Source organism: Enterococcus sp. DIV1421a (assembly GCF_051711025.1).
In the GTDB taxonomy this organism is placed as follows: domain Bacteria; phylum Bacillota; class Bacilli; order Lactobacillales; family Enterococcaceae; genus Enterococcus_B; species Enterococcus_B hirae.
The window spans coordinates 1,914,775-1,928,801 of the sequence record NZ_JBIOLU010000001.1 but is presented as its reverse complement, the minus strand read 5'-3'; the positions used below and the strand labels follow the sequence as shown (position 1 = coordinate 1,928,801).

At 37.8% G+C, this 14,027-nt stretch carries 11 protein-coding genes; 10 read left to right on the top strand and 1 reads right to left on the bottom strand.

The genetic code is table 11. The features are described 5' to 3' along the window. Positions 1-1,581: 1,581 nt before the first annotated feature. Positions 1,582-2,439 (top strand): hypothetical protein, encoded by an 858-nt coding sequence (locus tag IGK21_RS08700; protein WP_034700825.1) that lies wholly within the window; start codon positions 1,582-1,584, stop codon positions 2,437-2,439. Beyond that, positions 2,440-3,399, top strand: coding sequence for a transketolase family protein (locus tag IGK21_RS08695; protein WP_034700823.1), 960 nt, complete (start codon positions 2,440-2,442; stop codon positions 3,397-3,399). It abuts the gene before it with no gap. A gap of 227 nt (positions 3,400-3,626) precedes the next feature. Here IGK21_RS08695 and IGK21_RS08690 read toward each other — a convergent pair whose 3' ends face one another. Continuing rightward, positions 3,627-4,385 (bottom strand): DeoR/GlpR family DNA-binding transcription regulator, encoded by a 759-nt coding sequence (locus IGK21_RS08690; RefSeq protein WP_034700821.1) that lies wholly within the window; start codon positions 4,383-4,385, stop codon positions 3,627-3,629. Positions 4,386-4,604: 219 nt separating this feature from the next. Here IGK21_RS08690 and IGK21_RS08685 point away from each other — a divergent pair, with 219 nt between their 5' ends. From IGK21_RS08685 to kdpB, 8 genes are all read left to right on the top strand, one after another. Then, positions 4,605-4,916 carry a PTS lactose/cellobiose transporter subunit IIA gene (locus IGK21_RS08685; RefSeq protein ID WP_034700819.1) on the top strand — a complete coding sequence of 104 codons (312 nt, stop codon included), beginning with the start codon at positions 4,605-4,607 and terminating at the stop codon, positions 4,914-4,916. Between the two features lie 12 nt (positions 4,917-4,928). Further along, entirely contained in the window at positions 4,929-6,587 is a 1,659-nt protein-coding gene (locus IGK21_RS08680; protein ID WP_034700817.1) for a PTS transporter subunit EIIC, read from the top strand. A gap of 13 nt (positions 6,588-6,600) precedes the next feature. Beyond that, on the top strand, positions 6,601-8,034 hold the full coding sequence (gene lacG, locus IGK21_RS08675; RefSeq protein ID WP_034700815.1) for a 6-phospho-beta-galactosidase: 1,434 nt from the start codon (positions 6,601-6,603) through the stop codon (positions 8,032-8,034). A gap of 27 nt (positions 8,035-8,061) precedes the next feature. Further along, positions 8,062-8,490 carry a galactose-6-phosphate isomerase subunit LacA gene (gene lacA / locus IGK21_RS08670; RefSeq protein WP_010718450.1) on the top strand — a complete coding sequence of 143 codons (429 nt, stop codon included), beginning with the start codon at positions 8,062-8,064 and terminating at the stop codon, positions 8,488-8,490. Positions 8,491-8,504: 14 nt separating this feature from the next. Further along, positions 8,505-9,020: a galactose-6-phosphate isomerase subunit LacB gene (lacB, locus tag IGK21_RS08665; RefSeq protein WP_010718449.1), complete on the top strand. Its 516-nt coding sequence runs from the start codon at positions 8,505-8,507 to the stop codon at positions 9,018-9,020. A 22-nt stretch (positions 9,021-9,042) separates the two neighbouring features. Then, positions 9,043-10,008: a tagatose-bisphosphate aldolase gene (gene lacD / locus IGK21_RS08660; RefSeq protein ID WP_034700812.1), complete on the top strand. Its 966-nt coding sequence runs from the start codon at positions 9,043-9,045 to the stop codon at positions 10,006-10,008. A 296-nt stretch (positions 10,009-10,304) separates the two neighbouring features. Next, a complete protein-coding gene (gene kdpA / locus IGK21_RS08655; RefSeq protein ID WP_034700810.1) occupies positions 10,305-11,981 on the top strand; it encodes a potassium-transporting ATPase subunit KdpA in 1,677 nt (558 codons plus the stop codon). Between the two features lie 9 nt (positions 11,982-11,990). Next, entirely contained in the window at positions 11,991-14,021 is a 2,031-nt protein-coding gene (gene kdpB, locus IGK21_RS08650; RefSeq protein WP_034700808.1) for a potassium-transporting ATPase subunit KdpB, read from the top strand. Positions 14,022-14,027: the final 6 nt, after the last annotated feature.

Genomic DNA, 14,027 nt, shown 5'->3' with positions numbered 1-14,027 from the left:
CTTAGGTCAAGACGCTCTTTTCACAGCCTCTTGCTAAACGGCGTTCAAGAAGCAACTCCTCAACAATAAGCGATGATTTTCTAAAATATGAGGAGCTATTTTAAAAAATCATCGCTTATTCGCTCGGAGCTAAACGCTTCTTTCACAGCCTCTTGCTAAACGGTGTTCAAACATCAGCTCTTTGAAATAAGCCTGAATTTTTCAAAACATGAGAAGCTGTTTCAAAAAATTCTTTCTTATTGTCATCAGAGCTACCCGATGTTTTCACGACCTCTGATTCACGGTGTTCAAAGAGCTGACCTTCGGCGATAAGTCAAAAAATCTCAAAACATGGGGAGCTGTTTCGAGATTTTCATCCTTAATGCTCCTGCGATTACTCGTCGCAGTTTTTACTTGGTGAGCGCTCCGGTCAAGACACTCTTTTCACGACCTCAAGAGAAACACAAAAAACGCTTGGTGTTCGTTTATTTGTTCCCATAGATCTACTGGCTATAAATAGCTCATCGCTTTGTTCAAAAAACCAGAAGCCATTTTCAGTATTGTGCACGAATTGTTTAACTATCACACATTGATTAGTAACTGGGATAGTAGTTGAGAGCGTAGCGTATTCTTTTGTAAAATGAAAGGTCTGAAACAATCATTAACCTAAAAAGAAAGTAAGCCTGATTTTGATTCATTCCGTCAAAGTCAGGCTTATTTTTTCTGTTCTAGGCACGATCTTTCACGAATTTTCTTCAATTAAGTACCATGAGTACGAAGGTGCTTAATTAATGGATCCTGTTTTCCACGTAAATGAAAACGACGGAATGTCAATTAGATACCTGATTGTTTTTCTATGTTTTTACTAATTGTTCAAGCAACGATTAAATGAACATTAGCAAGAAATTTCATTTAGCTATACGAACAACTGCAAATTATTTTGAAAATAGAAGATTCAATGAGTAAACCAACGCACCAGTATGTCCTAGTACAGCCGGAAATCAAAAAGCCTAAAATAATTAGGAGCAGTGAGATTGAAGAGGGATCGGAATATTCAGATGGGAAATACCGAAAGAGTTTTTATAGGTGAGTCATTTTCATTTTTAACAAAACAATTTACTCCGGTTTCAGTGAGGTAGTTTGGTAATGGAATAAGATAAATATTTTTTATTGTTATTTTAAAATAACATTTTCAATAGGAAGGTGTATCTCGTTTATTATGTGTATCTTTATTATTAATATTGCTAATGTAATTTTTTTGTTGTAATATTTTTTTATGATAACAGACTTTTTGTTTTTATTATAACAAATTTATCTTATTAAATATTTTCTATTTTTTTATTTTATAAATGAATATACTGAATATATTATGAGATGTGTACTTATGTTATATATGAAGGGGTAGGGAAGGAAAAGGGGACATAAGATGACATAAAATGGCTTTACACTCAGTTCAAAAGGAGGGAAGTGTCCAGTGAGGTTGTAGATTAAGGAGTATCATCTTATTTTGATCAGATCATAAAAGAGCAAGTATACATATCATGTGAAAAATCTGTATGGCATCATGAATTATTCTCTAATTCATTTATAGGAGGAATCGTTATGGCTATTGATCATAAACAAGTGACTCAATTGGAAAAATTAGCATTAAACATTCAACTAGATATTTTGATAAGTGTTAAACAAAGAGGAGAAGAATCAATGGATTGTTCTTTTTCTATGATCAAATTGTTAGCTGTTTTATACGGTAAACAGATGAAGATTGACCCGAAAAAACCAGATTGGGGAAATCGTGATCAATTAGTTTTAGCTAAAAGTCATGCGGTATTGGAATTATATAGTACTTTATCTAATCTAGGGTATTTTGATAAGAAGTGGCTATGGACGATGAGTCATCAAGGGGACAGACTCCCTAAAAAGTTAGATCGTTCAAAGACTCCTGGAATCGATGTGACAATCGGGGACTTAAATAACGGTGTTGCAATAGCTGCAGGTCTTGCGATGGGATTAAAAATAGCAAATAAGGAAAATGATGTTTATTTAGTGATGGATGAAGACGAATTAAAAGATGAACGTTGCTGGCAAGTATTTCAGTGTATTGCTCATTTTAAATTAGATCATTGCTTGGTAATTATTGATAGTGGTTATAGAAAACGAGAACAGTTAAGCAAAAGGTATGAGAAATCTTATCTATTGAAAAGAAAAGCAGAGAAGGCTGGGTTTTATACGTTGCTCGTTGATGGGACAAATATCAAAGCAATCAATGAGGCGATTGAAGAGTATAAAATGAGGACGACACAAGCCTTCTGTATTGTTTTAGAAAGTTATCCAGAGCGAGTGCTATCAGACTTAACAATGGACGATCATGAGGATTCAAGTAAAAAAATTCCTAAAACATTCCATCAAGAGATAGAAAAAACGATTTTGAAATTACAAGAAAAGCTTGAAAGGATGAGCTAAATGGTTCAGTTAAGTAACTCGTTATCTGTAAGGAAAGAACTTCGTACTTGCATAGTTGATACATTAAATGAATTAATGAAAAAAAACCACAATATCGTTGCGTTAGAAAATAAGTTTGAATCATTTAGTAATTGGGTTGATTTAAAAAATGAACACCCAAAGAGATATCTCAACATGCCTGTGGATGAAGAGAACATGGTAGGTATTGCAGCGGGGTTAAGTTTAGCTGGCTACCAACCTTTTATTCATCTTTTTGATTCTCATGCGATTCGAAAAATTTTTGATCAATTATTTATTTCCGAAGGATACGGTGGAAATACCATCAATATTTTTGGGGAATATTTCGCTTCTAATCGAAATGGAAAGGAACGCGTCAATGAACTAGGGGAAGATTTAGCGTTGATGACAATGATCCCAAATTCAATTATTTGTGAAGCAACAGATGAGGTGCAAATGGCATGGATCATCAAAGAATTTAGCCAATTGAGCGGTATTCACTATGTACGCGGAGAAAATAAAAGGATACCTAATATCTATAAAAAAGAAACGACTTTTCAATTAGGCAAAGGAAACATTGTTTGGCATGGAACAGATATTTTAATTATTGTCGCTGGCAGATTAGTTTACGAAGCTCTCAATGTTGCTAAGCGGTTAAAGTCCTGTCAAATTAGTTGCGAAGTCATTGATATGTTTACGATCAAACCAATCGATAAACAGTTGATCCTTAACGAGTTGAAAGGGAAAACACAAGTGGTCACTATCGAAAATTATGCAGTTATTGGTGGCTTGAGCAGTGCGGTGAACAGAGCTCTTACAGAAAATAAAGCAGCTGTTCCGTTGAGAAAGATAGAGATTGTGAAGCTTAGGCAACAAACGGATGTGCCAATCCAGACAGAAGGTTTTGACTTAGTGGTTCAGTTGATTGTTGAAACAATATTAGCGAATGAGCTAGATCGATAACGGAAAAATTGAGCTGGATCATGATAAAGGATAAAATTTCTTGAAAAAAATTAGTGTATCAAAGAAAGCATATGAAATATTGATTCTAATCGAAATACATAAAGAGTCTTGATTGATCAAGGGAATGAAGAAAACGAAAAAGGCAGCGTTTGGATTGGCCCGATGAAAGGGCCATTTGGGCGCTGTCTTCCTTTAATTTTTCGTTTCTTTAACTACTTAAAAGAGTTTTAATCAATTAATAATTGAACATGTTTGCCAAAGGTCTCTTTTTGGCTATCGGATATAGCAGAATCGGTAATCAAATAGTCGACTTCTTGGAGTGGATAAAAGCCATAGAAATCTTTTTTATCAAGTTTATGATGATCTGCTACGATATATCGTGTTTCAGCGCTGTTCAATGCGTAACGTTGAGTCAATCCTTCATCTTCATTTGAAGTGAAAACGGATGTTTTATCTAATCCATTTACCCCGATGAAACTTTTTTTTACATGGATATTTGCAATAAAATCATTGGCGATCGTCCCAACGAAAGCGCCGGTCTTATTTCGATAGGAGCCGCCGATCAGGATGATCTCAAATCGAGGATCACTTTTGAATTTGTTAAACACATGGATCGAATTGGTGATGATTTTAGCATGGTTAATCGTCAAAAAATCATAAGCTAATTCAATCGTTGTTCCAGGTCCTAAAAAGACAGTATCGCCTTCGTGGATATGATTCGCAATGATTGTGGCAATTTCTATTTTTTCTGACAAATGAAGATCCTTTTTTTCCCGATGACTTAGTTCGATCACGGAAGTTTTAGGATTTAATAGTTTGGCACCACCATGAATGCGAATGATTAACCCCTTATCCTCCAATTCCTGCAAATCTCTACGAACAGTCATATCAGCTACTTTCAATTCTTGAACAATATCGGCCACTTTCACGATGCCGTTCTTCTCTAGTTGTGCTAATAAGTATTTTTGTCGTTCTTCTTTTAACATGATATAAACTCCCTGATATTTCGTGGTTCTTATTTTTTTGTTTGAAATAAACATAAAACATTCAAAGGAGGTTGTCAAATATTAAAGGTTTGTATAAGAAAATAGATTGACATGTTAAAAACATTCGGTTACTATTTGTTTGTAAAGGACAAAAACGAACACAAACAAACATAAACTGGAACAAATATAATGTTCTTGTAAGAGAATGGAGGAAGAAAAATGGATAAAGAAACAGTAGCAATGATTGGATTTGAAGTGGTAGCTTTTGCTGGTGAAGCAAGATCGAAATTGATCGAAGCGTTAGCTAAAGCAGAGAAGGGGGAATTTGAAGAAGCCAATGGATTAGTTGAAGAAGCCAATCAGAGTTTGGTTGAAGCGCACAATTCTCAAACTAAAATGTTAGCTGCTGAAGCGAGTGGTGAAACAATTGAAGTAGGGTTTATTATGGTTCACGCCCAAGATCATCTAATGACCACGTTGCTATTGAAAGATGTCATTCAACATCTCTTTAATATTTATAAAAAATCATAGAGGAGCCTGGGTATGAATGCAATGATCAAACGTATCGAAAAAATGAAACCGTTTTTTGAGAAAATTTCTAATAATTCTTATTTAAGAGCAATTAGGGATGGTTTTATCAGTCTTATCCCTGTCATTCTTTTTTCAAGCTTTTTTTTATTGGTAGCATATGTTCCCAACGCATTCAATTTTCATTGGGGAGAAGAAATAGAATCCATTCTAATGAAAGCGTATAACGGGTCCATGGGGATATTAGGGATCTTAATGGCTGCTACAGTGACCAAGAGTTTGACAGAAAACTTTAATACTAAATTGCCAAAAACGAATCAAATCAATAGTACTTCAACCATGATCGCTGCTTTTATTGGTTTCTTGATTGTTGGGGTTGATTCGTTAGAAGGTGGATTTGCTTCTGATTACATGGGGACCAAAGGATTGATGACAGCGTTCATTGTTGGTTTTATTGTTCCTAATATCTATCGATTCTGTGTTAGCAAGAATTTGACAGTGAAAATGCCAGAGGAAGTTCCTGGTAATATCTCACAGACATTTAAGGATTTGATCCCGATTACACTGTCGACCGTCTTTTTTTGGGGATTTGATTTGGGTTTTCGTAACCTTGTCGGTAGTGGGTTTTCAGAAAAATTGATTGAACTGTTCCAACCAATTTTCTCAGCGGCCGATGGCTATTTTGGGTTAGCACTCATTTTTGGGGCAATGGCGTTTTTCTGGTTTGTTGGTATCCACGGTCCCTCTATTGTTGAGCCAGCTGTTGCTGCCATCTACATAACAAATGTAGAGATGAATTTTCAACTGTATCAAAGTGGGGAACATGCACCGAAAATTTTATCTCAAGGCTTACAATACTTTGTTGCCACACTAGGTGGGACGGGTGCGACATTGGTCATTACGTTGATGTTTGCTTTTCTAGCAAAGTCAAAGCAGTTAAAAACAATGGGACGTGCCTCAGCGATTCCCGTTTTGTTTGGTGTGAATGAACCCATGCTGTTTGGTGCACCAATCGTATTGAATCCTATCTTTTTTATTCCTTTTATTCTTGCACCGATCCTCAATGTCTGGATCTTTAAATTTTTTGTTGAGGTGTTAGATATGAATGGATTCATCTACAATCTGCCATGGACAACTCCTGGACCAGTAGGGTTGATCTTAGGGACAGGTTTTGCTGGACTATCGATCGTTTTGATGATTGTTTTATTAACCGTTGATTTTGCGATTTACTATCCATTTTTCAAAGCCTATGACAATGAATTATTAGTGAAAGAAAAAGAAATAGGGCACGGGGATCAGTTGGAAAGTACAACTGTCAAACCAGCAGTCGTTTCACCGGCATTTGCTAAACAAAAGAATGATCAGACTAATGTTCTTGTACTTTGTGCCAATGGAGCAACTAGTTCGATGTTAGCCAATGCAATTAAAAAGGGTGCGAAGGAATTGAGTATCGGTGTGGATGCGACGGCAATGGCTTATGGGCAACATAAAGATCAGATTGGCGAGTTTGACTTGATTATCTTAGCTCCGCAAATGGCTTCGATGCTTGAGGAACTGAGAGAAAGTGCGAAGGACCATAAAACACAAACTGTTTCTACTACGGGAATCGAGTACGTCAAACTTGCAAAAGCACCTACTGATGCGGTCAACTTTGTTTTTGAAAATCTAACATGATGTGGAGGATGCGATGAATAAATTTCCAGAACATTTTATTTTTGGAGCGGCAACGGCCGCTTATCAAGCTGAGGGTGCCCTTTCAGTAGGAAACCGTGGGAAAAATTATTGGGATGATTACCTTAAAAAGACAGGGACATTTGACCCTAGTCAAGCAAGTGATTTCTATAATCGTTATGCAGAAGACTTACAAGCATGTTATCAGTTTGGCATCAATGGCATTCGGATTTCGATTGCCTGGTCTAGGATCTTTCCTAGTGGGAGGGAGAAGGTCGATCCGATCGGTGTCCAATTTTATCATCGTTTGATCGATTCTTGTATCAAAAATGGAGTCACGCCGTTTGTGACTTTGCACCATTTTGATACACCAGAGAAGCAATTTAAAGATGGTGATTGGTTGTCTGCAAATATGGTGGATGATTATGTTGATTTTGCGCAATTTTGTTTTAAAGAATACGGGGACAAAGTGAAACATTGGATCACGATCAATGAACCTTGGTCAGTGGTTGCCGGTCAATACATCATCGGTCATTTTCCGCCGAACAATCAATATGAGCTGGGTAAAGCGATCCAATCGATGCACAACATGATGGTTGCCCACGCTCGCGTAGTCAAAAAATACAAGGAAGCTAATTACCAAGGTGAGATCGGGATCGTTCATATTTTAGAATCAAAGTACGGGATAACTGATCAGAGAGAAGATAGCCTGTCAGCGAAGAAAGAACATATCTTGGCGAATCAATTTCTATTGGATGCGACGTTTAAAGGGGAATACTCAGCAGAAACGATGCGTGTGATCAATGAGATCTTATCTGCAAATGGGGCGCAGCTTGAACTCAAAATAGAAGATTTTGATCATCTAAAAGAAGCAGCAAAAATGATTGATTTTTTAGGAGTCAATTATTATGCGAGTCATTTTTTAAAAGGCTATACAGGAACATCAAAAATCCAACATAACGGAACTGGTGAAAAAGGAAGTAGTATCTTTGCCTTGCAAGGTGTAGGAGAAAGGGTAACAAATCCTGTAATCCCAACGACTGACTGGGATTGGCCGATCTATCCACAAGGGTTGGAAGATATGCTTCTCTTGATCAAACAGAATTATCCGAACTATGGAAAAATCTATGTAACAGAAAATGGTTTAGGGAGTAAGGATCATTTTGAAGCGGGACAAATCAATGATGAGGAGCGGATCGATTATGTTCGTCTTCATCTAGCCGCTATTTTACGGGCGATCGACCAAGGTGTGAGAATTGAGGGATACTTTATTTGGTCGTTGATGGATATGTTTTCTTGGACGAATGGTTACAATAAACGTTATGGATTATTTTACGTAGATTTTGATACGCAGCAACGATTTCCTAAAAAGAGTGCTTATTGGTACCAAAAAATCAGCAAAGAAAAAGTATTGGATCAACCGATTAAAAATGAAACTAGCGAGAAATGAGAAAACTAAACAGGAGGAAAAATGAGTATGCGAGTAGTCATTGGTGCGGATAGCGACGGAATGGAATTAAAAGAATGGTTAAAAGATAAGCTCGTGCAAGAGGGATTTGAAGTAGAAGATAAAAGTATTCAACCAGCAGAAGATTTTATTGCATCTACATTAGCTATCACAACAGATTTAAAAGAACACCCGGAAAGTCTAGGGATCGCTATTGATGGTTATGGTGCAGGGAGCTTTATGGTCGCAACAAAAATAAAAGGAATCGTGGCAGCTGAAGTGTCGGATGAAAGAAGTGCTTATATGACTAGAGATCATAATGATGCCCGAATGATTACCTTAGGCGCAGCGATTGTTGGTAAAGAGCTTGCGTTAAATATCGTTAAGGGATTTTTGACCGCATCTTATAGTGGTGGTCGTCATCAGATTCGTGTAGATATGTTAAATGAAATGGGTTAAGAAAGGAGCAGATAATGAGAATAGCAATTGGATGTGACCACATCGTAACAGATACAAAAATAGCAGTTGCGGATTTTTTGAAATCAAAAGGGCATGAAGTATTGGATGTAGGGACCTATGATTTTACCCGCACACATTACCCGATATATGGGAAAAAAATTGGAGAAGCAGTAGTTAAAAAAGAAGTTGATTTAGGCGTATGTTTATGTGGAACAGGTGTCGGGATTACCAATGCAGTCAATAAAGTACCTGGAGTAAGAGGTGCGTTGGTTCGTGACATGACCAGTGCCATCTATGCAAAAGAGCAACTAAATGCGAACGTCATTGGTTTTGGTGCCAGAATCACAGGAGAATTTTTGATTTGTGATGTCATCGAAGCCTTTATTCAGGCAGAATATCAAGAAACAGATAAAAACAAACAGTTGATCGAAAAAATCAACCAGTGTGAAAGCACAAATGCTTCGCAAGAGAAGCCGGAATTTTTTGCCAAATTTCTTAAAAAATGGGAAATGGGCGAATACGAAGACTAAAAAGGAGCGTGACATAGAAGCAATGGATGGAAAAATGAAACATTTAAAAAAACTCTGGAATAAAGAACAAATCTTTGCCGCTTTAGCAATTGATCAGCGAGGTGCATTACGTAAAATGCTTACCAAAGCAAAAGGAGAAGAAGCAAGTGCTAAAGAGCTGGAAGAATTTAAGATGATCGTGTCTTCGCAACTAACAAAAGATGCGTCAGCGATTTTGTTAGACCCGGAGTATGGCTTGCCTGCAGCGAAAGCGAAAGCGCAAGAAGCTGGCTTACTTCTTGCCTATGAAAAAACGGGATATGATAGTACCGTGCCTGGAAGACTTCCTGATCTTTTACCTACTTGTTCAGTTAAGAATCTAAAAGAGGCAGGTGCAGATGCTTGTAAATTCTTACTTTATTATGATGTTGATGAAAGTGACGAAATCAATGAGCGAAAACAGGTATTTATCGAACGGATCGGCTCAGAATGTCAGGCAGAAAATTTACCATTCTTTTTAGAATTAGTTTCATATGATCAAAACATTTCTGATAGTCAATCAAAAGAATATGCGATGAAAAAACCTGGTAAAGTCATAAAAATGATGGAGAAATTTTCTGAAGAGCGATTCAATGTCGATGTCTTGAAAGTGGAAGTTCCTGTCAACATGCACTATGTAGAAGGATATGGTCAAACGGATTTCGTACATACGAAAGAAGAAGCAGCGAAATTTTTCCAAGAACAAGCTGCTGCTACCCATTTGCCTTATATCTTTTTAAGTGCCGGTGTCGAAGCAGAATTATTTTATGAAACACTACGTTTTGCCAAGACAGCAGGATCGACCTTCAATGGGGTTCTTTGTGGTCGGGCAACGTGGAGTGCTGGGGTAGAAACTTTTGTCAAACACGGAAAAGAAGCGGCGATGACGTGGATGAACGAAGAAGGAAGTAAAAAAATCCAACAACTCAACCAAGTGCTGAAAGAAACTGCAACACCAGTAGCGTTATAAAAAAGGCTATGAATACCATTTGTTCGGAGGGTATAAACATAGCGGGCAACTTTACTGAATGAACATTTTTTGAAACGCTTCTTCTATTTTTATAATGGAGAAAAATAGACAAGAATAAATAATCAAGAGATATAAAGATAGTGTAAAGAAACGATTTAAAGTTTCACACTATCTTTATATCTTTTTTTGTATGATCAAATCATAAAGGAGAGAGGAAAAATGATGATTATATTTGGTTTGATTAGTGCTTTATTAATGATTTATCTTTTCTGGTTTTTATTTAAGGGGGAAGAGTTATGAGTAGTATCATTTATCAAGGATTGTTTTTTTTATTTGTGTTACTAATTCTAGCGTTACCTCTTGGGTGGTATATTAAACAAATCATGCAAAATAACATACCTAAAGGTGTACGATTTTTGCAACCCGTTGAAAAACTATTTTATAAAATAATCGGACCAGTAAGTCAGAAAGAAATGACGGCGAAACGCTACATTTTTAGTGTATTGTCATTAAGCCTTTTTTCGCTCATTTTACTGATTGGTCTGTTAATGACACAAGAATGGTTGCCGGGAGGGAATACAGTTAAAAATCTTTCTTTCCCATTAGCCCTCAATACGGCAGTTAGCTTTGTAACGAATACTAATTGGCAAGCCTATGCTGGGGAAACTACCTTATCGAATTTTTCGCAAATGTTTGGCTTAACAGTTCAAAATTTTGTATCTGCAGGTGTTGGTTTAGCAGTTTTGATTGCCTTATTAAGAGGTTTGACTCAAGTGAAAAATAAACGGCTAGGGAATTTTTGGCAAGATTTAACCAGAGGTCTAGTCTATATCTTATTGCCGCTTTCCATCGTTTTAGCCATCTTATTGATCTCTCAAGGAACGATCCAAACGTTTCAATCAGGGCTAGCTTATCAAGGATTAGAAGGAAAAGATTTGTGGTTGTATCTAGGACCAGTAGCAAGCCAAGTAGCTATCAAGCAGTTAGGAACGAACGGTGGTGGTTTTTTTGGAGCAAATTCAGCTTATCCTTTTGAGAATCCAACGATTTTAGCGAATTTTTTGGAAAATATTGCCATTTTGCTTATTCCTGCTGCATTGATTTTTACACTAGGTTTTTGGGTAAAAGAATGGAAACAAGGGCGGACGATCTTGATCGTTGCAACCACTTTTGTTCTATTAGCGTTTATCGGGGTAACAGTTAATGAATATTATGGACCAAACTTTACTCAAGTGTTAGGTTCGGCCAACATGGAAGGAAAAGAAGTTCGTTTCGGTGTGGGATGGTCAAGTTTATGGGCTGTCAGCACGACTGCTGCTTCTAATGGTTCGGTCAATGCGATGTTAGATAGTTTTACGCCCTTAGGTGGAGCGATCCCACTCTTTTTGATGCAATTAGGAGAGATTATTTTTGGTGGGATTGGTAGTGGACTATACGGCATGCTTGCTTTTCTTTTGTTAGCCGTTTTTATTGCTGGTTTATTAGTTGGTCGTACGCCCGAATATTTAGGGAAAAAAATTGAAGCGTTTGACATCAAGATGGCTAGTTTAGTTATTTTGACTCCTTTAATGTTGACCCTCTTTGGAGCTATGGCCTTGATCAGCCACAGTGAAGTCTTCACTTGGTTAACTAATGAAGGACCTCATGGATTTAGTGAATTATTATATGGTGCAACTTCCTTAGCAAATAATAATGGGAGTTCATTTGGAGGTCTATTAGCAGATACGCCGTTTATTAACTATTTAGGCAGTTTCTTGATGCTGCTTTCCAGATATCTACCGATCGTTGCGATTTTATTCCTAGCAGAAAACATGGGGAATAAGAAAAAAGCAGCGTTGAGTCCAGGGACATTATCAACCGTCAGTCCAACGTTTGTTACGATGTTGATTATTGTCATTTTAGTGATCGGCGCCTTGAGTTTCTTACCAGCATTAGCCTTAGGACCAATTGCTGAGTATTTTACAGTAAAGTGAGTGAGAAAAATGAAAAAAATCTATTTATGGGCTGTGGGTCAATCGTTCAAGAAGTTGGACCCACGACAGCAATTAAGAAACCCAGTCATGTTTGTTGTCTATTTAGGCGCGATTTTGACAACCATTTTGTGTTTTTACCCGATGGATGTACCGTTATGGTTTAGTCTTGCTATTACGGTTTTCTTATGGTTGACTCTATTATTTGCCAATTTTGCTGAAGCCGTTGCTGAAGGTCGTGGGAAGGCACAAGCGGATAGTTTGAAGCAAGCGAAGAAAGAAGTAATGACCTATAAGATCACCCGTTTAGAAGATGTGCAAGAAAAAAACTTTATTGAGATCCGTTCTTCTGATTTGAAAAAAGGCGATCTGGTTTATGTCCAGGCAGGTGAACAAATCCCAGCAGACGGGGACGTTATTGAAGGGGCTGCCTCCGTCGATGAAAGTGCCATTACTGGAGAATCAGCACCAGTCATTCGGGAATCCGGAGGGGATCGAAGCGCTGTGACAGGAGGAACGACAGTCGTCTCTGATTATTTAGTGATACGGGTCACTTCCGAAAACGGGCAATCATTTTTAGATAAAATGATTGCGATGGTGGAAGGCACCCAACGAAAAAAAACACCCAATGAAATCGGGCTGCAAATCTTTTTGATCACTTTGACGATCATTTTCTTAACAGTTTCGATTACGCTGATCCCGTTTACTCACTTTAGTAGTCTGCTGGCAGGAAAAGGTGGCCCGCTTTCTTTAATCATTGTGATTGCGTTATTGATTTGTTTAGCACCCACGACAATTGGTGCGTTGATCTCTTCGATCGGTATTGCTGGTATGAGTCGATTGACAAAAGAAAATGTCATTGCCATGAGTGGTCGAGCAATCGAAGCGGCAGGAGACGTCGATGTCTTATTATTGGATAAAACAGGAACGATTACGCTGGGCAATCGACGTGCAAGTGAATTTTTACCAGTTCATCAAGTGAGTGAACGAGAACTGGCGGATGCTGCCCAACTTTCCTCTTTGGCAGATGAAACAGCAGAAGGCAGAAGCATTGTGATTTTAGCCAAAGAACGATTCAATCTACGGGAACGTGAATTTCAGCAATCTGAGGTGAAATTTATTGATTTTAGTGCCAAAACAAGAATGAGCGGGATCGATTATCGCGGGGACGAAATTCGTAAAGGCGCGGCTGACACTATGAAAAAATACGTGGAAGCAAATGGACATACCTATCCTGAAGAATGCGATCAATTAGTGGCTCAAATCGCACGTGCAGGGGGAACCCCATTAGTAGTTGTCAAAAATTACCAAGTTTTAGGTGTCGTTTATCTCAAAGACATTGTAAAAAATGGTGTGAAAGAAAAATTTGCGGATATGCGGAAAATGGGGATCAAAACGATCATGATCACAGGGGATAATCCCATGACGGCGGCAGCGATTGCAGCAGAAGCGGGCGTTGATGACTTTTTGGCAGAAGCAACACCAGAAAACAAAATGGAATTAATCCGTGAGTACCAAGAAAAAGGTCACCTTGTAGCAATGACGGGTGATGGAACGAATGATGCTCCGGCATTAGCACAAGCTGATGTAGCGATGGCAATGAATACAGGAACCCAGGCTGCCAAAGAAGCAGGGAACATGATCGACTTAGATTCAAGCCCTACTAAGCTCCTGCAAGTAGTTCAAATCGGCAAACAACTATTGATGACTCGTGGAGCGTTAACGACCTTTAGTATTGCCAATGATGTTGCTAAATATTTTGCGGTGATCCCAGTCTTGTTCTATAGCATCTATCCACAATTAGATCAATTGAACATCATGGGACTTAGTACGCCTTTAACAGCTATTTTATCTGCGGTCATTTATAATGCGGTGGTGATTGTGGCATTGATCCCGTTAGCGTTGAAAGGTGTTGCTTACCAGGAAAAACCAGCTAGTCAAATCCTGCGACATAATCTACTTGTCTATGGATTAGGAGGAGTCATTGCACCATTTATTTTTATCAAACTGATTGATGTCATTTTATCATTCGTGATTTTGTAAAGGAGA

Excerpts from the sequence above, each read along its gene's own strand:
- IGK21_RS08700 (WP_034700825.1), top strand. The coding sequence starts at position 1,582 with ATGGCTATTGATCATAAACAAGTGACTCAATTGGAAAAATTAGCATTA.
- IGK21_RS08695 (WP_034700823.1), top strand. The coding sequence starts at position 2,440 with ATGGTTCAGTTAAGTAACTCGTTATCTGTAAGGAAAGAACTTCGTACT.
- IGK21_RS08690 (WP_034700821.1), bottom strand. The coding sequence starts at position 4,385 with ATGTTAAAAGAAGAACGACAAAAATACTTATTAGCACAACTAGAGAAG.
- IGK21_RS08685 (WP_034700819.1), top strand. The coding sequence starts at position 4,605 with ATGGATAAAGAAACAGTAGCAATGATTGGATTTGAAGTGGTAGCTTTT.
- IGK21_RS08680 (WP_034700817.1), top strand. The coding sequence starts at position 4,929 with ATGAATGCAATGATCAAACGTATCGAAAAAATGAAACCGTTTTTTGAG.
- lacG (WP_034700815.1), top strand. The coding sequence starts at position 6,601 with ATGAATAAATTTCCAGAACATTTTATTTTTGGAGCGGCAACGGCCGCT.
- lacA (WP_010718450.1), top strand. The coding sequence starts at position 8,062 with ATGCGAGTAGTCATTGGTGCGGATAGCGACGGAATGGAATTAAAAGAA.
- lacB (WP_010718449.1), top strand. The coding sequence starts at position 8,505 with ATGAGAATAGCAATTGGATGTGACCACATCGTAACAGATACAAAAATA.
- lacD (WP_034700812.1), top strand. The coding sequence starts at position 9,043 with ATGGATGGAAAAATGAAACATTTAAAAAAACTCTGGAATAAAGAACAA.
- kdpA (WP_034700810.1), top strand. The coding sequence starts at position 10,305 with ATGAGTAGTATCATTTATCAAGGATTGTTTTTTTTATTTGTGTTACTA.
- kdpB (WP_034700808.1), top strand. The coding sequence starts at position 11,991 with ATGAAAAAAATCTATTTATGGGCTGTGGGTCAATCGTTCAAGAAGTTG.